The sequence below is a fragment of the Gluconobacter japonicus genome (assembly GCF_015244665.1).
GTDB classification, from domain to species: Bacteria; Pseudomonadota; Alphaproteobacteria; order Acetobacterales; family Acetobacteraceae; genus Gluconobacter; species Gluconobacter japonicus.
In genome coordinates, this window is record NZ_JABCQN010000001.1 from 13,502 (window position 1) to 33,275 (window position 19,774).

At 56.4% G+C, this 19,774-nt stretch carries 19 protein-coding genes; 10 read left to right on the forward strand and 9 right to left on the reverse strand.

Annotation, left to right across the window (positions count from 1 at the left end; translation table 11 throughout):
- Positions 1 to 140: 140 nt before the first annotated feature.
- The 3 genes from HKD32_RS00090 to HKD32_RS00100 are packed head-to-tail and all read right to left on the reverse strand — an operon-like array spanning position 141 to position 2,460.
- Positions 141 to 335: a hypothetical protein gene (locus HKD32_RS00090; RefSeq protein WP_228118670.1), complete on the reverse strand. Its 195-nt coding sequence runs from the start codon at positions 333 to 335 to the stop codon at positions 141 to 143.
- Entirely contained in the window at positions 332 to 2,200 is a 1,869-nt protein-coding gene (gene feoB, locus HKD32_RS00095; protein ID WP_061930359.1) for a ferrous iron transporter B, read from the reverse strand. Before feoB ends, HKD32_RS00090 begins: the two co-directional genes overlap by 4 nt.
- 8 nt (positions 2,201 to 2,208) lie before the next feature.
- A complete protein-coding gene (locus HKD32_RS00100) occupies positions 2,209 to 2,460 on the reverse strand; it encodes a FeoA family protein (protein WP_026017613.1) in 252 nt (83 codons plus the stop codon).
- Positions 2,461 to 2,723: 263 nt separating this feature from the next.
- Between HKD32_RS00100 and HKD32_RS00105 the strand changes: the two genes are divergently transcribed.
- A complete protein-coding gene (locus tag HKD32_RS00105) occupies positions 2,724 to 3,077 on the forward strand; it encodes a metal-sensitive transcriptional regulator (RefSeq protein WP_010503891.1) in 354 nt (117 codons plus the stop codon).
- Positions 3,078 to 3,102: 25 nt separating this feature from the next.
- On the opposite strand, the gene HKD32_RS00110 is transcribed toward HKD32_RS00105, so the two are convergent.
- From HKD32_RS00110 to HKD32_RS00125, 4 genes are all read right to left on the reverse strand, one after another.
- Complete coding sequence (locus HKD32_RS00110) at positions 3,103 to 3,378, reverse strand: hypothetical protein (protein ID WP_061930356.1); 276 nt, start codon at positions 3,376 to 3,378, stop codon at positions 3,103 to 3,105.
- A gap of 27 nt (positions 3,379 to 3,405) precedes the next feature.
- A complete protein-coding gene (locus tag HKD32_RS00115; protein ID WP_061930351.1) occupies positions 3,406 to 4,179 on the reverse strand; it encodes a copper resistance protein B in 774 nt (257 codons plus the stop codon).
- On the reverse strand, positions 4,176 to 5,960 hold the full coding sequence (locus HKD32_RS00120) for a copper resistance system multicopper oxidase (RefSeq protein WP_061930348.1): 1,785 nt from the start codon (positions 5,958 to 5,960) through the stop codon (positions 4,176 to 4,178). Before HKD32_RS00120 ends, HKD32_RS00115 begins: the two co-directional genes overlap by 4 nt.
- Positions 5,961 to 6,044: 84 nt before the next feature.
- The gene (locus HKD32_RS00125; RefSeq protein WP_010503884.1) at positions 6,045 to 6,446 is read right to left on the reverse strand and encodes a hypothetical protein; all 402 of its coding nucleotides are present in this window, start codon (positions 6,444 to 6,446) and stop codon (positions 6,045 to 6,047) included.
- A 276-nt stretch (positions 6,447 to 6,722) separates the two neighbouring features.
- Between HKD32_RS00125 and HKD32_RS00130 the strand changes: the two genes are divergently transcribed.
- From HKD32_RS00130 to HKD32_RS00145, 4 genes are all read left to right on the forward strand, one after another.
- Entirely contained in the window at positions 6,723 to 6,935 is a 213-nt protein-coding gene (locus HKD32_RS00130; protein WP_082905311.1) for a heavy-metal-associated domain-containing protein, read from the forward strand.
- Positions 6,936 to 7,014: 79 nt separating this feature from the next.
- The gene (locus HKD32_RS00135) at positions 7,015 to 9,411 is read left to right on the forward strand and encodes a TonB-dependent siderophore receptor (protein ID WP_061930345.1); all 2,397 of its coding nucleotides are present in this window, start codon (positions 7,015 to 7,017) and stop codon (positions 9,409 to 9,411) included.
- Positions 9,398 to 11,113: an ABC transporter ATP-binding protein/permease gene (locus tag HKD32_RS00140; protein WP_061930342.1), complete on the forward strand. Its 1,716-nt coding sequence runs from the start codon at positions 9,398 to 9,400 to the stop codon at positions 11,111 to 11,113. Before HKD32_RS00135 ends, HKD32_RS00140 begins: the two co-directional genes overlap by 14 nt.
- Before the next feature lie 79 nt (positions 11,114 to 11,192).
- Entirely contained in the window at positions 11,193 to 13,568 is a 2,376-nt protein-coding gene (locus tag HKD32_RS00145) for a heavy metal translocating P-type ATPase (protein WP_194257308.1), read from the forward strand.
- On the opposite strand, the gene HKD32_RS00150 is transcribed toward HKD32_RS00145, so the two are convergent.
- Both HKD32_RS00150 and cysK read right to left on the reverse strand, forming a co-directional pair.
- On the reverse strand, positions 13,565 to 14,236 hold the full coding sequence (locus tag HKD32_RS00150; RefSeq protein WP_061930337.1) for an RBBP9/YdeN family alpha/beta hydrolase: 672 nt from the start codon (positions 14,234 to 14,236) through the stop codon (positions 13,565 to 13,567). The two genes, HKD32_RS00145 and HKD32_RS00150, sit on opposite strands and share 4 nt — an antisense overlap.
- A 111-nt stretch (positions 14,237 to 14,347) precedes the next feature.
- Positions 14,348 to 15,343, reverse strand: coding sequence for a cysteine synthase A (gene cysK, locus HKD32_RS00155; protein ID WP_061930334.1), 996 nt, complete (start codon positions 15,341 to 15,343; stop codon positions 14,348 to 14,350).
- 309 nt (positions 15,344 to 15,652) lie between these two features.
- On the opposite strand from cysK, the gene HKD32_RS00160 reads away from it, so the two are divergent.
- From HKD32_RS00160 to HKD32_RS00180, 5 genes are all read left to right on the forward strand, one after another.
- Positions 15,653 to 15,847, forward strand: coding sequence for a hypothetical protein (locus HKD32_RS00160; RefSeq protein WP_061930331.1), 195 nt, complete (start codon positions 15,653 to 15,655; stop codon positions 15,845 to 15,847).
- A 119-nt stretch (positions 15,848 to 15,966) separates the two neighbouring features.
- A complete protein-coding gene (locus HKD32_RS00165; RefSeq protein ID WP_061930411.1) occupies positions 15,967 to 16,917 on the forward strand; it encodes an ABC transporter permease in 951 nt (316 codons plus the stop codon).
- Positions 16,914 to 17,897 (forward strand): ABC transporter permease, encoded by a 984-nt coding sequence (locus HKD32_RS00170; protein WP_061930327.1) that lies wholly within the window; start codon positions 16,914 to 16,916, stop codon positions 17,895 to 17,897. Before HKD32_RS00165 ends, HKD32_RS00170 begins: the two co-directional genes overlap by 4 nt.
- Positions 17,887 to 18,840, forward strand: coding sequence for an ABC transporter ATP-binding protein (locus tag HKD32_RS00175; RefSeq protein ID WP_061930325.1), 954 nt, complete (start codon positions 17,887 to 17,889; stop codon positions 18,838 to 18,840). The genes HKD32_RS00170 and HKD32_RS00175 overlap by 11 nt, the downstream gene beginning before the upstream one ends.
- Positions 18,837 to 19,772 carry an ABC transporter ATP-binding protein gene (locus tag HKD32_RS00180; protein ID WP_194257508.1) on the forward strand — a complete coding sequence of 312 codons (936 nt, stop codon included), beginning with the start codon at positions 18,837 to 18,839 and terminating at the stop codon, positions 19,770 to 19,772. The genes HKD32_RS00175 and HKD32_RS00180 overlap by 4 nt, the downstream gene beginning before the upstream one ends.
- The last annotated feature ends 2 nt before the right edge of the window (positions 19,773 to 19,774 follow it).

Below are 19,774 nucleotides of genomic sequence, written 5' to 3' on the forward strand. Positions count from 1 at the left end.
CACAGTGTGCTGCAATCCGCTTTCAGTTCTTAAGCTGCCTTGTACGTTTTTTGTTGGAAAAAGGGACGTAAAATAATCCGTCTTCTCTTTCGTCAGGCCATTAAAGACCTTCTGTCTTCAGTCTCTCTCTGGGTGCTGATTTAATGGCACCCACCAGATTTTCCGCTACAGGCAGAGCAATTGTCACAGCCTTTGGCAGGTGAGGGGGACGGAACACTGGTTGCAAGACCCATGGACATTTTGAGCCTTCTCCATCCTGTAGGAAAGAGGCGTGTGTACCAGTAAAGCGCTGCAAGGGAGACAAGCAGCACGGCAATGATCGTTTCAATCATCATGCTTCTCCTGTGATGGCCTTGGTCAGGTGGTAAACGATAAACGCAGCCAAATAAGCTAGCCCGAAAAGATAGGTGGTTGCACCTATAACGACCTTCATGGATCGGGTTTCCCTGCGCATCACAGCCAACGTAGAAATGCACTGGGGCGCATAAACATACCATGCCAGCAGAGATAAAGCAGTTGCAATGCTCCATTGGCTCGACAGGAGGGGGAGCAGTTTTTCTGGGGCTGCTTCTTCGCTAACGCCGAGCGCATACACCGTCGCCAGTGCACTGACTGCGACTTCGCGCGCGGCGAGACCAGGAATAAGCGAGACGCAGATTTGCCAGTTGAACCCGATTGGGGCAAAAACCGGCAACATGAGATGGCCAATGCGCCCTGCCAGGCTGTAATCAATGGCTGCACCTGTGGCTCCCTGCGGGGGAAGCGGAAAGCTTGAGAGCCCCCAAAGCAGGACGTTCAAAGACACAATGATCGTCCCGACACGCGACAGGAACATGACCGCACGTTGCCAAAGCCCCAGTGCGAGGCTCTTGAGGTTGGGACGGCGATAGGGTGGCAGTTCCAGAAGCAGCGGATGCTCTTCGGACTTTACGCCCCGCGTCATGATGCGTGCGGCGACAACGCCACTGACAATGGCGACCGCATACAGTGCGAACAGGACGAGGCCCTGAAGCCCGAAAATCCCCAGAACTGTTTTGTGCGGAATGAACGCGCCAATCAGAAGCGTGTAGACCGGAAGACGTGCTGAACACGTCATCAGCGGAGCAATCAGGATTGTGACCAGCCGGTCCCGGGGATTCTGAATGGTCCGTGCGGCCATGATGCCGGGAATGGCGCAGGCGAAGCTCGATAGCAGGGGAATGAAAGACCGGCCGCTCAGTCCGGCAAGGGCCATTAGACGGTCCAGCAGGAATGCGGCGCGGGGCAGATAGCCGGATTCCTCCAGAGCAAGAATCCAGAGGAAAAGAATTAGGATTTGCGGGAGGAAGACGATGACTGTCCCCGCACCGGCAATGACGCCATCAGCCAGAAGGCTTTTCAGAACACCATCAGGCAATGGCTTGAGGATCAGTTCTCCAAGCAGGGTAATGCCACTTTCCAAGGCGTCCATGAGGGGCTGAGCCCACGCAAAGACGGTCTGGAACATGACGAACAGGACAATGAGCAGGATGACCGGACCCCAAACAGGGTGCAGGAACCAGCGGTCAAGACGATCGACCAGTCTTTCCTGCCCTGCGGAGCGGTCTGTGACATAGGTCTGAATCAGCCTGCGCACTTCTGCGTGAATATCCAGGCCGTTCTGCAAGGGGACGGGAGGCGCGGGAACCGGGTGATCCAGGACTTCCAGAAGTGGTTGTACACCCTGCCGGTGCAGGCTGATGACCGGGACAATGGTCAGCCCCAGATCGCGCTCAAGCCCCGCAATATCGATGGTCATGCCATTGCGTTTGGCCTCGTCCATCATACTGAGGGCGACAATGATCGGCACGCCAAGCTCACGGAGTTCCAGCAGGAAGCGGAGATGCAGGCGGAGATTTGTTGCGGACACCACGCCGATCAGGAGTTGCGGGCGAGGCTCCGTACGATGTCGCCCAAGGCAGACATCGCGTGTGACATCTTCGTCTGGGCTGGTTGAGGAAAGGCTGTAAGCACCGGGAAGGTCCAGGACCCGGATGGATTTGCCTTGCGGTGTAGAAAAGAAACCTTCTTTCCGCTCAACCGTCACGCCTGCGTAGTTCGCGACTTTCTGGCGGCTTCCGGTTAACTGGTTGAAGAGAGAAGTCTTGCCGCAGTTGGGATTTCCGACCAGTGCAATATGTAATGTGGAATCTGCGCGTAACGCTTGTGCTGGAGAGGCCATGGAACGTGTCAGACGGCACGTCGAAGCATGATTCGGGCAGCTTCCCCTTTCCGAAGAGCAAAACGGGAGGTCCCGAGGGAGACAGCAATGGGGTCTGCGCCAACCGGTCCGGTTGCAACGATTTTAACGCTTTCTCCAGGAACGAAGCCGAGTTCACATAGGCGTGCACTGATCGGATCGGCGGTGGTCCGCTCTTCAACACGATCAATAATGGCGTAATTCCCTTTGGGAAGCGTATCCAGAGACCACATCAACTTCATATCCTAATGCGCCCCAGCGTTCTTTTCGAAAGGCTGGCTGAACACTAGATAAGCCCATCTGGCAGCAGCGAAAAGGGAGAGATGAGAATTAATTGCATCCACATCTTTCTTTTTAACATCCGGGTTCTTTTTATCCTGTCTTTTCAAAAGAGAGGGAGCCAGCCGGATTTGAGATTACGGGCATGTCGCTTTTTCCGGCATGGTCGGAAGGAGCCAGGGAGTGCTATGCACCTTCTGGCCCGAGTGTATAGGAAATGTGCCCCATGAGTGCTTTGACAGCAAACGAAGACGAATTTCCGGCAGAAGGGTGCATCCATTGTGCCACGTCTGAGACATCCGGAGAAAAGCGCGTTGAGCAGCCTCAGAAAAAAGCACTCCTGAACCGTATTCGTCGGATTGAGGGGCAGGTTGGTGGTGTTCTGAATATGATTCAGGAAGACCGTTATTGTGTTGATATTCTGACGCAGATCTCGGCCATCAAGTCTGCACTGGATGGCGTATCCATTCAGATTTTGTCCACGCACGCCAATGGGTGCGTCCGAAAGGCCGTACAGGCGGATGGGGGCGAAGAGGCGATCGACGAGCTGTTGCAGGTCGTGCGCCGGATGATGCGCTGACGCCTCTTCGGGGGTTGGGAAGGGTTTAGCGGTCCTGTGTGGCGTCGGGTGCCGTCTCAGGCATGGAGTCCATGGTCATGGCCTGACATGCTTTGAGCTGTTGCTGCATCTTCGGCGAAAGCGGTTTGTTCTGCTTTTTCAGCGTCTCAAGACGATCGCACAGTTCCATCTGCTGATCCATGCTCAGACCTGCAAGCGGGTCTGCCGGCGCTGTGGAGGGCTGCTTGGGCATGGGTGCCGGGGAAGCATAGGCTGCTGTTGCAAAGAGCAGGACTGCGAGAGCGGGAAGGCTTTTTGTCATGATGAAAACTCCTGAGAGATGTGAAAATCAAAACCAGCTTCGGATGCCAAGGCTGAAGCGGAGTGAGCCAGGCTTTTCGCCCTGATCGCGCACAATCCTGCGGGCCTGCGTCAAATGGCCGGAATAAGTGACGCCCACATAAGGGGCGAACTTGCGCCAGAGTTCGTATCGAAGCCGCAGACCGGCATCCACGTCTGACAGGCCCGCGCCTCCCTGTCGTTGTGGGTCTGACTTCGTATAGAGATTGAACTCGGCCTGAGGCTGAAGGATGAGGCGATTGGTTAGCAGGAAGTCATAAGATCCCTCAACGCGTGCGCCAAACCGTCCCCGATCGCTGACATAGCCTGTGGCCTGAAACTCGAACTGATACAGGGCGAGCCCCTGAATACCGAAGGCGCCCCAGGTTCGTGTCGGGCCATCATCCAGATCGATGCGGACGCCACCCTGAAGGTTCCAGTATGTCGAAATGGCACGGCTGTAGAGAATGTCCTGCTGGCCGTCGCTCAGGCGTCCTTTTTCGAGGGTGCCTTCGGACTTGATCCAGAGCCTGTCATAATCCGTGCCGTACCAGACTTCGCCATCCCATCGGAAATCGGTTCCGGATGGTGCGTAACGTCCCTCCGCCTGCTCCAGAATACCGTGGAACCAACTGCTTTGATCCATCATGACGGGCATGATGTTGCCAAGATGCGTGACGGAGCCTGGAACGGGAGCGTCTGCGGCGTGATACTGCATGGTGTCTTCCGCGCCTGCTGTCCCCGCAGCCATCAGGAACAGCGCGGTTGTCAACGCGGCCTTCATGACACCACCACAGTGCGGAACATCCCAAGATCCATGTGGTACAGCAGGTGGCAGTGATAGGCCCACATGCCGGGGATATCTGCCGTCACGAGATAGCTCATGCGAGAGCCGGGCTGGGAAATGATGGTGTGTTTGTAGGGACGATAGTCTCCCTGACCATTCTCCAGCTCGCTCCACAGACCATGCAGATGAATCGGGTGCTCCATCATCGTGTCATTGATGAGCGTGAAACGGACGCGCTCGCCTTTTTTCAGTTTGATCGGGCCAGATTCTGAGAACTTTCGTCCGTTGAAGCCCCAGATATAGCGCTCCATATTCCCTGTCAGATGCAGAATGATTTCCCGCGAGGGAGGGCGTGGGTCCGCGCCGGGCCGTGTGGCACGAAGCTGTTTGTAGTTCAGGACGCGACGGCCGTTATCTTCCAACCCATCCCCGGGGCTACCCGTCCGATCCATGGGCATCATGGCGACGTTCTGGTTTTCCACGTTGATCGGAGGCGGGCCGGGATCGTCCACTTCCATTTTTGGCATGGCCATGTGCCCCATATGGCTCATGTCCATGCCTGCCATAGACATGTGATCCATCCCCTCCATGTCCATGCCGGACATGGACATATGATCCATGCTTTCCCAGGGCTTCATGTTTCCCATGCCCATATCCACCATGGTGCGAACAGGGCGGGGGTCCATGGGCGGGATCAGGCCGTTCATACCGACACGAGGGGCCAGCGTTCCGCGGGCAAAGCCTGTCCGATCCTCGCTCTGGGCAAAAATCGTGTACGCGCGGTCTTCCTTCGGCTGCACAATGACGTCGTAGGTTTCGGCTACCCCGATCCGGAACTCATCGACCGGAACCGGCTCGACGTCATTTCCATCCGCCTGAACAACCAACATTTCAAGACCCGGAATACGGACGTCAAACAGCGTCATGGTGGCGCCATTGATGAACCGCAGACGCACCCGCTCCCCGGGCCGGAACAAACCGTTCCAGTTCATGTCCGGGGCATGGCCGTTGAGCGTGTAGGTATAGATGACGCCGGACACGTCCGCGATATCGGTCGCCGCCATGTTCATCCGCGACCAGGCGAGCCGGTCTTTCAGCGCAGCCATGGCACTTCCGGCTTCACGGGCTTCCTTGGGGAAGGACGCAGCCGTGCGCTGACGGAAGACGTAATAGTCATCCTGCATTTTCAGATTGTTCACGATGTCATGGGGCATGACATCGGTCCATTCCCCCAGAAAGACGACATAATCCCGGTCACAGGCATTTGGGTCAGGGCGGATCGGGTCAATGACGATCGCGCCATACAGGCCCATTGCTTCCTGCATGTTGGAATGGCTGTGATACCAGTAGGTACCGCTCTGATGCAGCCGGAAGCGATAGGTGAAGGTTTCGCCGGGAGGGATTCCTGCAAAGCTGAGACCGGGTACGCCGTCCATATCCGCTGGGACACGAATGCCGTGCCAGTGGATGGATGTTGTTTCATCCAGCGTATTCCGGACGTTCAGAGTGACCGTCTCGCCCTGTTTCCAGCGCAGGATAGGGCCGGGAACACTGCCTCCTATGCTGGGCGCATGCATGGATTTTCCATCCAGAGAGACGTGCGTTCGGCTGACCTTCAGGTCCCATGTATTGGACGGCATTGCGGGCAGGCAGCCGGAAGAGGGGCGACCTTCTGCTTTGGCCTGTTGAGGCAGGGCGCTCAGGCAGGCCCCGGCGCCAAGACTTGTGACGAAGCGACGACGCGTCAGGCCGCGTGCGAGGCTGGAAAAACTGTGCATATGCTGAAAACCGGGAAACGGTGCAGGAAAACCGTAGCGTCTTCAGACCTATGATAGATCAGAACGCTTACGGATCGGGACGTTTCAGGACAGCAGGAGTTTGGGAGGCGGGGGTGTCGGAATCCAGTCCGTACCAGACAGGGATGGATGCCCGGTCTGGACGAAACGTCCGGAAATGGCGATCTGAGCGGGAAGCGGTGTCAGATGCGCGAGCGTCAGAGCAGGCTCTGCCGACGCCGTATGGATATGGCAGCAGCCTTGCCCGTGACTGTCATGATGATGGGACGGCGCTTCTGACATCATGACCTGCATATCATGCTGGTCACAACGCACAGTGGCGTGCTGTGTCATGGATGCGCAGTGCGCCATGGTCATGACGTGGGTTCTGGTTGCGGCATGTGCCGGGAATGCGCCCGCCATCAGCCCTATCTGCATCAGCAGACAGGCGATCAGGCCAAGCCATTTCCGGGTATGCGTTCTGAGCATCTCAGATCCCTGTTCCAGACAGACAGTTCGATTTCCTCTGTCTGCCTTGTATGGCGCGATCCTATACCGGGGCGGGGCATAAATGGAAGAGTGATTTCCGGTGAGGGCTGTTTTTGGAGAATACCCACCAACCGTATAGAAATTTTAATTCGTTCCATTAACGATTTTAATTTCAAAACTCTCTCTGAATTGCCTAAGGGAAAAATAGATACCCAAAGGGGGTATAATGGAATCGCAGAATTCCAAGAATGTTCGGGCATCGGGGGAAAATAAGTCATGACACAGACAGCACATCTGACGGTTAAGGGAATGTCCTGTGAAGGGTGTGCGAAGCGTCTTCGAGAGGTGCTGGAGGGTGTCGATGGTATTTCCGCTGTGACCGTCGTTCTGGATGGTGGTCAGGTGGCGGTTGCCTATGATCCGGCTGTCATAACCGTGGCAGGTCTGCGCGAAGCCGTTGAAGAGACAGGCTTTGATGCAGTTCCATAGCGTGCGTCTGCCTTCTCATTCCTGAGGGTGCGCGATAGACAGTCATCCGGTTCAACAGGTGAAACCAGTACCGGGTGTCATGTCGCAGAATAATATTCTTAAAGTGAAACAGATCATGCGGCAGTCTTATCATTCCTGGACAGGTTTCATGGAGCACCACAGTGTAAACACGCTGCGGCGGTCCGCTCTTTTTTCTGTTTCCGGCTCGGCCCTTATTTGCGGAACTCTGGTGATAGGGAGTATTCCCCATGTACAGGCCTCAGAGCTGAGCGAAAAAGGTCGTCAGAAAGTGTCCCGTTGCCACGAGGGTCGGGGAACAGGGCCTAAAATTGCACAGACATGCAGGAAGCCCGCTGATCTTTCTGCTTCCTCTCAGTCTTCGGCTGCCAGCGCTTCAGGAAACGCTGATGAGACGTCCGCTGTGGACGGCGGAACGGAAAATCTGCACGTCTACGGAACGTCCCGCTCCTATACAGCTCCCGCTGTAGAAGCGTGGGGGAAAACACCTGTTGCCCTGAAGGATATTCCACACTCGATTTCCGTCATTACTCAGCAGCGCATGGAAGATTCCAACATGCTGACAATGACGGATGCCATGCGTCAGATAAACGGAATTCGCGTGCTGCCGGCATCAACGGCCAACAGTAATTTTTATTCACGGGGCTATCAGCTCACAACGTCGATTGACGGAACGCCCAATGCGGCCGGAACGCTGAACAACGCGAGTTTTGATCTCTCCATGTATGACAGAATTGAGGTCATGCGCGGGTCAGCCGGTTTGCTGCAAGGCGCGGGCGGCGCTGGTGGCGTGGTCAATCAAGTGACAAAGAAGCCCGGAAAGGAATTCGCCGCGGGTGGAAATGCTACTGTGGGCAGCTTCAATAACTACCGTGCGGATATGGATCTGACCGTTCCGCTCAACCGCTCCAAAACATTACGGTTCCGGACGGCTGATCTCTTTCAGGATAATGATTACTTCTACAAATATTCCCATAACCGAAGCTGGCAGGCTTATGGTGTGCTGGAATGGGATATCACGCCGTCCACCACGTTTCTGGTGTCTCATGCGGCGCAGAAGCAGAATATTGATGCGCCTTATTACGGACTTCCCGTCACAACGACACGTACCCTCTGGTATGGTGGCAGGGATGCAAATCCAACCCCGCCCTGGGGTTATAGTGATTACATGACCCAGCAGACAATTGCGTCCCTGACGCAGAAGCTCTGGGAGGATTGGACGGTCACTGCCCGCGGGACATTTTACGACCAAAGTTACAACACGTCCTATAACTCTCCAGATACACTTCCGAATGTGCGGACGGGTCTGACAAGTTATGTGGATGGTGGGACTTTTCCGAACCGGGGAACCAATACGTCCCGGTCAGCGGATGTCTATGCCACGGGCAGTTTCCGGCTTCTGCACCGCACGCATCACCTGCTGCTGGGCTTTAATTACAACTCTTATAATACGCATGTCGGGTATGGCGCCGTTACGTCGGATACAGAGTACTCGGATGTCAATATTAACAATACGGCGGTTGTAAAGGCGCCTCCTGCTGGTAGCATTACTTATAATGCGGTCGATGGTGCGGAAGGAACGGATGATAACGCCTATCAATGGGGTTTTTACGGGCAGCTCAGGCTTGAAGTGATCCGTCACCTGTCCCTGATCCTTGGTGGGCGGGTGTCGCGTTTCTCCGAAAAAACGCGGGATGCCAGTCCTTCTCCGGAAGGCCCATGGAAGACAACCGCCAATATTCACGGTCAGCTGACGCCGTATCTGGGAACTGTCTATCAGATCACACCCAACCTTTCTTGGTATGCCAGCTACGCCAGTATTTTTACGCCTTCTGTCGGACGGCTGACTTACAACAGAGAGGGTCTGACGCCTCAGCAGGGCAATCAGGTCGAGACAGGTTTCAAGGGCGAGTATTTCCACGGTCGTCTGAATTTTTCGACAGCGCTTTTCCGTATGGAAAGTGTCAACCAACCCGTTCAGGACCCCGATCACACAAGCTTTTACATCACGACAGGACCCATTCGTCGACAGGGTTGGGAAGCGCAGGTTGATGGACAGCTCATGCTAGGGCTCGATGTGTCTATTGGATACACCTATCTTGATACCAAGGTTTCCAATCCGAAAGTGTCTGATTTCGGCGGGGTTTTCTCACCGCGTCACATGTTCAAATCCTGGGTGCATTACAATGCGCAGCAAGGGCGCTTGAAAGGACTGAGCTTTGGTGTCGGGCTGGATGCTTACAGCAACCTCCGTGGCAGTTATGCAACGACGGTTCAGGGGGGGTATATGACGCTCGACAGCGTGATCGGATATCGCTTCAACAAACATCTGAAACTCCAGCTCAACACCTATAACCTGACCAACCGCTATTATTACGAGCGTGCCAGCGGGGTCTGGCAGTTCAATTTCCCAGCGGCTCCCCGCAGTTTCATGGCAACGCTTCGTGGCACATACTGAAGACCCTACACCCGCGCATTCTCTTTCAGACTGGAAAGTTCTCCTGCCTTACTGGCGGTCGGAAGACCGCTGGAAGGCTTTGGGCCTTCTGATCGGAATTATTGGCCTGTCGTTTCTGGATGTGCAGGTCGCGGTCTGGTTCGGGAAATGGGACCAGACATTTTTCGATACGATGTTCGCGTATAAAGTTGCAGCCTGTATTGCGCTTATCCCGATCTATGTCGTCATGATGGGTTTGAGTGCAGGAATGCGCGTCATCCAGCAGTACATGACGCAGGTGCTCTCCATGCGCTGGCGTTTATGGAACACGCGAGTCTATTTGCGAAAATATCTGTCCGATAATGCGTATTATCATCTGGAGCACGGAGAAAACCGGGCCGACAACCCCGACCAACGTATCGCGGATGATCTGGCGCAGATGTCGGTTTGGACCCTGCGTCTGGGTCTGGACGCCATTCAGGCTGTGACGACTTTCCTGTCCTTCGCGATCGTTCTCTGGACGATTGGTGGCACATTGTCCTTTGTCTGGCAGGGTTGGCACATCGTCATTCCGGGCTACATGTTTTTCGGGACGACAATTTCCATTCTGCTCATTTCTCTGGTTCTGGAAAAAGCCGGTGGCCCGCTCGTCAGCGCCAATTATCGCCAGCAGCATTATGATGCTGATCTGCGTGCGGCTCTGCTGGATGTGCGGCGTAATTCGGAACAGATTGCTTTTTATGGCGGCGAGGGCGCCGAACACTTTCGACTTTCGGACTGTTTGCACCGCATTGCCGCCAACTGGCGCAGCGTGATGGCCTATACATGGCGTGCCAATACCGTGGTCGAGCTTTATACGGGTGGGATCAATATTGTCCTGTGGGCTTTGCTGATCCCGAAACTGCTGGCGCATACGCTGACGTTTGGTTTGTACTCCCGAATCAATTCGGCGTTCATGAATGTGCGTCGAAGCCTGCAATGGTTCATTGAAAATTACACGGACCTCGCGACGCTCCGTTCTATTCTGCAACGTCTCAGCGAGTTCGAGCGCGTTGTAACGGATTGTCCTGAAGGTGGCGTTGTTCGTGTGCCGACACAGCAGGGACAGATCGAAATCCGGGATCTGGTGCTTGATCGTGCCGATGGATCGCGACTGGCCAGCATTGGGGATCTGACAATTCCCGCAGGAAGTCGCTGGATCATTGGCGGGTCGTCCGGGGTGGGGAAAAGTACGCTTCTGCGGGCGTTGGCAGGACTTTGGACTTATGGGACGGGACGTGTCTCGTTCAACATGCGGGACGCCATGTTCCTGCCGCAGCGAAGCTATGTTCCCACGGGTACGCTTCGACAGGCTCTCAGTTATCCGGCGACACCAGATCGGTATGACCGGGCTGCATGTGAGGCTGCTCTCGAAGCCGCTAATTTGGATGGGCTCGTGTCAAAGCTGGATCAGAATGCCGTCTGGGGGGATGTGCTTTCCCCTGGCGAGCAGCAGCGTCTGGCCTTTGCCCGCGTTTTTCTGGCGAGGCCCACGGTGCTTTTTCTGGATGAAGCGACATCGGCGTTAGATACAGAGAATGAGACGCTTCTTTATACCCGCCTCCTTGCGTTTCTGCCGGAGGTGACCCTCATAAGTGTGGCGCATCATTCAGATCTGAAGCGATTTCATGCTCGGGAAGCTGTTCTTTCGCGACAGGGCATGACGATTCAGCTTCTTTTATAATACCGTACTGGGGTATATTCCTCTTTCGTTTTCCGGAGCCGCCAGTGTCGCGACTCTCGCCCGCTCAGGAGATGTTCAGATGGCCCAGACAATCAGTTTTCCAGTTGGTGGAATGACTTGCGCAGCCTGTGCGGCCCGGATCGAAAAAGTGTTGAACCGGCAGAGCGGCGTGCATGCAACCGTCAATTTCGCGTCCGAACGGGCTCAGGTTGATCTGGACGGACCGGATGCCAGCGTTGGGACTGTGGTCTCTGCTGTTCGTAAAGCCGGGTTCTCCGTTGATGAACAGAGCGTGGATTTCGTGATTACCGGCATGACCTGTGCGGCCTGTGCCGCCCGGATTGAAAAAGTGCTGAACCGCATGCCCTCCGTTCAGGGGAGCGTGAATTATGCGGCGGAACGCGCCCACGTCACCTATATTCCTGGCATTGTGACACCAGAAGATCTGGCGTCCAAGATTACGAAAGCGGGTTTCGGTGCGACCCGACTTGATGAAGGTCAGCGCGAAGATCCGAAAGCAAAACGTGCGGCCGTCTGGCGGAAAGAGCGTAACCGCTTTCTGCTGACGTTCGTGCTGGCTCTGCCGCTCTTCGTTGAAATGTTCGGGATGCTGCTGGGGCGGATGGAAACCGTGCCGGTGGCCGTACAGTTTGCCAGTGCCACACTGGTGCAGTTCGTCTGCGGTGCGCATCTGTATCGCCGGGCCTGGAACGCTGTGCGAGGCGGATCGGCCAATATGGATGTGCTGGTCGTTCTGGGAACGAGCATTGCGTATTTGTTCAGCGCGATCGTTGTTCTGTTCCGTCTGGATCAGCCGGTTTATTTTGAAGCGAGTGGCGCGATCATTACCCTGATTTCTCTGGGTAAGCTGATGGAAACACGTGCCAAGGTGCGCACGAGTGCCGGAATTGAAAGCCTGTTGCAGCTTCAGCCGCAGACTGCACATGTGGAGCGTGATGGCGTTCTGGTTGATCGGGCGGTCGCGGACATGCATGTCGGAGATATCTTTGTCGTCCGGCCCGGTGAGAGCATTCCGGTGGATGGAACCGTTCTGGACGGATCTTCGGACGTCAACGAAGCCATGCTGACGGGTGAAAGTATTCCTGCTCTGAAGCAGACCGGAAGTGACGTCTTTGGCGGCACGATCAACGCGAATGGCATGCTGAAGGTTAAAGCGACAGGCGTTGGCTCTGATACGGCGCTCGCGCGGATTGTGCGTATGGTCGAGCAGGCGCAGGGGTCGAAAGCTAATGTGCAGCGGCTTGCGGATCGGGTGTCCGGTATTTTTGTTCCGGCCGTCGTGGCGTTTGCTGTCGTGACCTTTCTGATCGGCTGGGCCGTGACGGGATCTGCGACGTGGAGTCTGGTTTCAGCAGTGTCCGTGCTGGTGATTGCCTGTCCTTGCTCTTTGGGGCTTGCGACCCCAACCGCCATCATGGTGGGTACTGGTCGTGGGGCACAGAACGGGATTTTGTTCCGGAATGCTAATGCACTGGAGCGTGCGGAAAAACTGTCGACGATCATTCTCGATAAGACAGGGACCCTGACGCAGGGACGGCCTAGTGTGACCTGTCTGCATCCTGTTGCTGGAGTGTCAGTGGAGCGTCTGCTGGCGGTAGCTGCGTCGCTGGAGCAGAATTCCGAACATCCGCTTGCCCGTGCGATTGTGGATCATGGGGCTGCGCATCACGTGACAATTCTGAGCGTTGACGGGTTCAGGGCTGTGCCAGGTCTGGGCGTTGAAGCCCAAGTTGAAGGTGAGCCTGCGTTGCTCGGTTCTCCCCGTTATCTAATCGAAGCCGGATATGACCTGACGGCTCTGCCGGTGGACGCTCTGGAAAGCGGGGGGCAAACGGTTATTGCAGTTGCGGCGGGCGGCCAGCTTTTGGGAGTTGTTGCTCTGGGAGACAACCTGCGGCCTGATGCAGTTTCGACGGTTGCAGCACTTAAGGCACGTGGCATCAAGGTTGTCATGCTGACGGGCGATAATGAGCGGGCTGCCGCAGTTGTGGCGCGGCAGGTCGGTGTGGATGATTATCTGGCTGGTGTTCTGCCGCAGCATAAAGCGGAAGGCGTAGCGCGCTACCGCGCTGAGGGACGAATTGTCGGGATGGTGGGGGACGGTGTCAATGACGCGCCCGCGCTGGCTGCTGCGGATGTTGGTTTTGCCATTGGTGCTGGATCAGCCGTTGCGCTGGACACAGCGGATATCGTGCTGATGAAGAGCGAACTGACGAGCGTTCTGGATGCGATTTCTCTGTCTCGGGCGACGCTGTCCAAGATCCGTCAGAACCTCTTCTTCGCGTTCATTTACAATCTTCTGGGTCTGCCTCTGGCAGCTTTGGGACTGTTGAACCCGATAGTCGCAGGTGCCGCCATGGCGATGAGTTCGGTCTCGGTTGTGAGCAATTCCCTTCTTCTCAATCGCTGGAAGCCGGAAGAAAAGCGCTCCTAAAACGTCTGAAGACGGCGTTGGACGAAGGAGACAAGGGTCTTTGCGCCGTGGCTCCAGAGACCCAGAAAGTCGTCGCTGCCGACATGTCCGGTGAGGCCGGCATCCGTGAACTCTGCGTGCCAGTGTTTGGCAAGGACCCGAGCACGTTCGCTTGAGAGCCACGGATCATTCCGGCTCGCCATTAAGGCCGTAGGAACAGGCGACGGCATTTCAGGTAAAGGCGCAAAAGCGCGGATGCGGGCGGCTTCCGGGTGTGTCGTGTGTTCGATATCCGCTGGCGCGACAAGAAAGGCGCCCGCGACTTGGGATGTCTCATGGCGCGCAAGCCAACGGGTCGTCAGAACTGCTCCCAGGCTGTGGGCAATCAGAAGGACGGGTTTTTCGGCCTGCTGAATTGCGCTCGTCAGGGATGCGTCCCAATCCTCAGGGGTCGGGTTTTCCCAATCGGTCTGGTGCAGGCGTGTGAGGCCAAAGGCGCTTTCCCACCGGGTCTGCCAGTGATGTGGGCCGGAATTGAAAAGTCCGGGCACGAGAAGCGGCGTGAAATGTTCTTTGATGCGGTGAAATTCAGCGGCCAGAACCGTTTCTTCGGAAGAGCGCTGAAAAGCGAATGCGCGAGCACTTGCCGTAAGGTCCAGAGCAGTAGCGCGGCCGGAAAAAAGATTCATGCCCGTGATCTCCAGAAGCCTGACCGGGGACGATTCCCGATCAGGATTGAATGTCTGGATTAATAACGAACATAGATCAGTATTAAATAAAACAACTATATAATAATGTGGTTATGAAAGGCCGTCAAAAAGCTGTGTGGAGAGATATCGCTCCGCAAAGGATGGCGCGATCACGACAATGGTTTTGCCACGATTGGACGCCTTCTTGGCCAGAGACATGCCCGCATAAAGGGCTGCACCGGAAGAAATCCCGATGGGAATACCTTCTACGGCGGCGCAAAGCCGGGCTGTTGTCAGAGCTTCCTGCTCAGAGACTTCAATGACGCTATCAAGCGCACGCAGATCCAGTGTGTCGGGTTGGAAACCTGGTCCAATACCCTGAATGCCATGGGGGCCAGGCTCGTCGCCATGCAGAACGGCACTTTCCCGGGGCTCCACACCAATGACCTTGATAGCTTTGCTGAATTTCTTCAGCCCGTGCGCAATGCCTGACGCAGTGCCACCTGTGCCAAGACCGGCCACAACCATGTCCACCTGTCCGGCGGTATCATTCCAGATTTCGAATGCTGTTGTCTGCTCATGAACAGCAGGGTTGGCATCGTTCTCGAACTGGCTCGGCATCCAGGCGTCCGGAAGTGTTTCCATCAGTTCTTCCGCGCGGCGGATGGCGCCAGCCATGCCATCATTGGCGGGAGTGAGTTCGGTTGTCGCGCCCATCAGACGCAGCATTTTCCGACGCTCGGTTGAAGCGCTCTCTGGCATGGTGACGATCAGGCGATAGCCCAGCGCCACGGCTGCAAAAGCCAAGGAAATGCCTGTGTTGCCGGAGGTCGGTTCAATAAGAACGGTTCGACCCGGTGTAATAAGGCCGCGCGTTTCCGCATCCCGCAGCATGGCAACGCCGATACGGTCTTTGACAGAGCCGAGCGGGTTGAAAAATTCAAGCTTGAGAAGCAGCCGTCCGTGCAGCTTTTCCTGCTCTGTCAGACGGGGGAGGGCAACGAGCGGCGTGCCCCCGACAGTTTCCAGAAAGGAGTTATAAACTCTGCCACGTGGAGCGGCATAACCTTTAAACGGAGCGGGGGAAGACACGACCTTTTTGTTCATGTCGTTTCTGTATCACAGGAGTTGAAAAAGGGCAGGCTCGAATTTCTCAACGTAACAACGATAACAAAATGTTGTATAAAATATTTATACCACAAATGTCTATTGTTAAAAGTTGTATATTGACGCTCAGATCCTTTCCTGCCTAAGAGGGATCGTCATCGACCTCCATAGAAGGGCATCTCCATGATGTGTCGAATGTGTAGCTGGCAGCCGTCGTGCTGCCATGTTTCCGCCGCTCGGAAACCTCTTCCCCTATTTCCGTAATTTCCCGACAGCACAGACATGTCGGGCACCTGAAGGTTCGACATCATGCTTGGTTCTACGGTTATCGAAATCAACGGTATTTTTCTTGGCGTTGCCATTCTTGTCAGCACGACGGGCGCACGCCGGTTCTATGCAGCCCATGAAAGCGTTCGTGCGCTGCATAATGAAACAGTGGCGGATCTTTCTGCCCTGCGGCGGCGTGTGGCCCAGCACGCCCGGACTGTTTTGAAGCCGGTCTGAAACTCACACATTACGTTTCTTTCCTCACGGCTCTTCTCTTCCCTGAATGGTCAGCTAGAACGGAATGCTGAACAGGTCATTGGATGGGAGTGCGCGTGGGGGAAAACGGTTTTTTGCGAATGGTCCGTACCCTTTCGGTGAAGAGGGACGTTGTCTTCGCCATAGTGGCACTGGGATTCGTTGTTCTGGCCAGCCTTTGTGCGCCCCTTTATGCGCGGATGGTGGGCGTAGACCCGTTTTCTTCCAATGTCGCCGGGACGACTATGCGTCACGGGCAGACACTTGACCTCATGCAACCCAATGACAATCCGCTTCATCTTGGTTTGACCCCATTGGGACCGGACTGGTCTGCGGGTGCCTATAGTCTGGGTGCGGATTCTCAGGGGCGGGATGTGGCGTCGCGTCTTCTTTATGGAGGGCGAAGTTCGCTTCTGATCGCGTCCGCGGCGGCATTTTTGTGCCTGTGTCTGTCGGGCAGTATCGGAATCTGTGCGGGATATTTCGGGGGCTGGGTGGATATTTTACTGTCCCGGCTTTTGGATATTCTCTGGGCGATTCCGGTTTACCTGTTCGCCATTTCCCTTTCTGTCGTCACGGTCGGCCACGGGATTCACTTGGGGTTCGTGACGCTTGGGGCTGACAGTTTCCTGATTCCCATTGGCATTATTGCGCTGGTTTATGTGCCTTATGCCGCCCGCCCGCTGCGAGCCCGTGTCCTAAGCCTGTCACGGGCGGAGTTCGTAACGGCCGCGCGGGGAATGGGCGCGTCTGATTTTCGTATTCTCCGACGTGAAATCCTGCCCAACCTGGCACCGTCCATGGTTGTGCTGGCGCCTCTGGTCATGGCGCTCTGTCTGCTGGCAGAGTCGGCGTTGTCGTTTCTGTCTCTTGGTGTGCAAGCGCCATCGGCCTCCTGGGGAACGCTGATTCAGGATGGCGAAGGACTGCTTTATACGCGCCCGATTGTGGCGATTGCTCCAGGTGTCGCGATTGTCATCACCGTGTTGGCCCTGAACATTCTCGGAAATGCCCTGCGCGATTATCTGGACCCGAAAGGAGCCGGCCGATGATCGCAGCGCTCCTGTCCCGTATCGGCCAAATGGCACTCGTTATTTTCGGTATTTCTGTTCTGGTATTCTGCATTTTCTTCGCCACGCCGGGGGCAGATCCGACGGCGCGGATCGCGGGGCGTGGCGCCAGCCCGCAGGTCATGGAACGCGTGCGGGCGGAATACGGGTTCGATCGGCCGTTGCCCGTTCAGTATGTGCGCATGATGGAGAAGCTGTTCGTCAGCCGGGATCTGACGTCTTTCGTCAACCATGGTCAGCAGGTCGTGCCGGAAGTGGCCTCTGCGGCTCCCGTGACCTTATCGCTTGTGCTTTGGGCAGCGTTCTTCTGGGTCATAGGGTCGCTGGGGATTGGAATTGTCTCCGCCGTATTGCGTGATAGCTGGGTGGATCGGTTTCTGATGGTGCTGGGGCTAGTTGGTCTGTCCATGCCGGTTTTCTGGCTTGGTGAAGTCGTGAACCTGTTCACGCAGAGCCGCTGGCATGACATCTGGATGTTCCGCTGGGTGCCGCCATTGGGATATGTGCCGCTTACAGAAAATCCGCTCGGCTGGGCGCGCTCCCTGCTGTTGCCGTCCCTGACGCTGGCTGTGTCTTTTATGGGATTATACGCGCGCATCCTTCGTTCGGAACTGCTGTCGGCCATGGGGGAGGACTCCATTCGAACGGCCCGGGCCAAGGGCGCAGGACCCGTGCGTGTCTGGCTCTGGCACGGTCTGCGCTTGTCGTGGTTAAGTTATGTGTCGCTCTTCGGGTTGGATTTCGCACAGCTCCTTGGCGGTGGCGCATTGCTGACCGAAGTCGTGTTTGCTCTGCCGGGCGTGGGGCGACTGACCTATCAGGCCCTTGCTACGCTCGATCTGCCACTCATCATGGCAACGGTCATGTACGCCGCAATTTTTGTTGTGATTGCAAACGCGCTGGTGGACGGGATTTATGCGTTGCTGGATCCCCGTATTAGGGAGGGGCAACATGGGCGCTGAAGTGTTGCTCGATATTCAGAACCTGAAGCTGGATCTGCCAGACGGCCGACGTCTTCTGGAAGGCGTGTCCTTTCAGGTGCAGGCCGGAGAAGCTTTAGGTGTGGTTGGGGAATCCGGTTCCGGGAAAAGCCTGACGGCAATGAGCGTCATGGGGCTTTTGCCTAGCCTTCGTCCGTCTGGTCAGATCGTATTTGCCGGACAGGATCTCGTCGGTCTGCCGGATAAATCCATGCGCAAGCTGCGTGGGGCACGCATCGCTATGATTTTTCAGGACCCCATGACGGCTTTTCTGCCTGTTCGTTCCATCGGAGCGCAGATTGATGAACAGATCCGGCTGCATCAGCCTCTGAGCCGACGGGAAGCGCGCGCCCGGACGGTGCAGCTTCTGGGGCGAATGGGCGTGCCCGACCCAGCAATGGCGGCCAAGCGCTATCCCCATCAGCTTTCAGGCGGCTTGCGGCAGCGTGCGATGATTGCCATGGCGTTGTCCTGCTCGCCCGACCTGCTGATTGCAGACGAGCCGACGACAGCGCTCGATGTGACGGTGCAGGCCCAGATTCTGACGCTTCTGCGGGAAATCCGGGATGAGGGCGCAGGCGTGATGCTGATTACCCATGACATGGGCGTGGTTGCGCAGGCCTGCACGCATGTGGCGGTGATGTATTCCGGGCTGGTAGTGGAGCGTGGTCCGGTGCGGGATGTTCTCGACCGTCCGCTCCATCCTTATACACAAGCTCTTTTAGCCGCCATTCCGCCCTTGGAAGGGCCAAGGCCGGAGCAGCTTCCAACCATTCCCGGACAGCCACCTACCCCGGAAAATCGACCGTCCGGCTGTGTGTTCGCCCCGCGATGCGGCTTTGTGCGACCGGATTGTGTAGTCCGGCCCGCATTGATCGAAACAGAGGAAGGACGGCGCGTAGCGTGTGTCCTGTACGCAGTATGAATGTTCTTCTTGAAGCTCGGAGGCTGGAGAAACAGTACAAACTGGGCGGCGGTCGTGTGCTGCACGCTGTTTCGGATGTGTCGCTTCAGGTGCACCGGGGGGAGGCGCTGGCGTTGGTTGGGGAATCTGGCTGTGGCAAGTCGTCTTTGGGACGTACGCTGATTGGTCTGACCCAGCCGACATCGGGTGAGGTGCTGTTTGACGGACACCGGATTTCCGGCCTGTCAGACCGTGCGCTGCGGCCGTGGCGTGCGCGGATGCAGATGGTTTTTCAGGACTCCTCTGCGGCTTTTAATCCGTGCAGAACGGTAGGGGAGTCTCTCGCCGAACCTCTGCGGATTCATGGTCGTAAAAACATTCGCGCCCGCGTTGACGACTTACTGGATCAGGTGGGTCTGGCCCGTTCGGTGGCTGATCGATACCCGCATGAATTTTCAGGTGGGCAACGGCAGCGGTTGAACATCGCCCGTGCGCTAGTACTGGGCCCGGATCTTCTGGTGGCGGACGAGCCTGTCTCTGCGCTTGATGTGTCGGTTCAGGCGCAGATCGTGAATCTGTTCCGGGATCTGCGTGCATCGCTGGGCGTCGCGTGCGTCTTTATTTCCCATGATCTGTCCGTCGTCCGACAGATGGCGGACCGGATTGCGGTCATGTATCTAGGCAGCATCGTGGAGGAAGGGGACGGGCTGGAGGTTCTGGATCGTCCGGCGCACCCTTATACAAAGGCTCTTCTGGATGCCGTTCCGCGCCCGGACCGACCGTTGCCACCTCCGTTAAAAGACGATGTTCCCAGCCCGGTCAATCCGCCGTCAGGATGTCGCTTCCACACCCGATGCCCCATTGCGCAGCCGAAATGTGCGACGGACCGCCCCAGTCTCCAGCCTTGTGGAGAGGGACGGCGCGTAGCATGCCATTATCCACTGGTGGCCTGAGT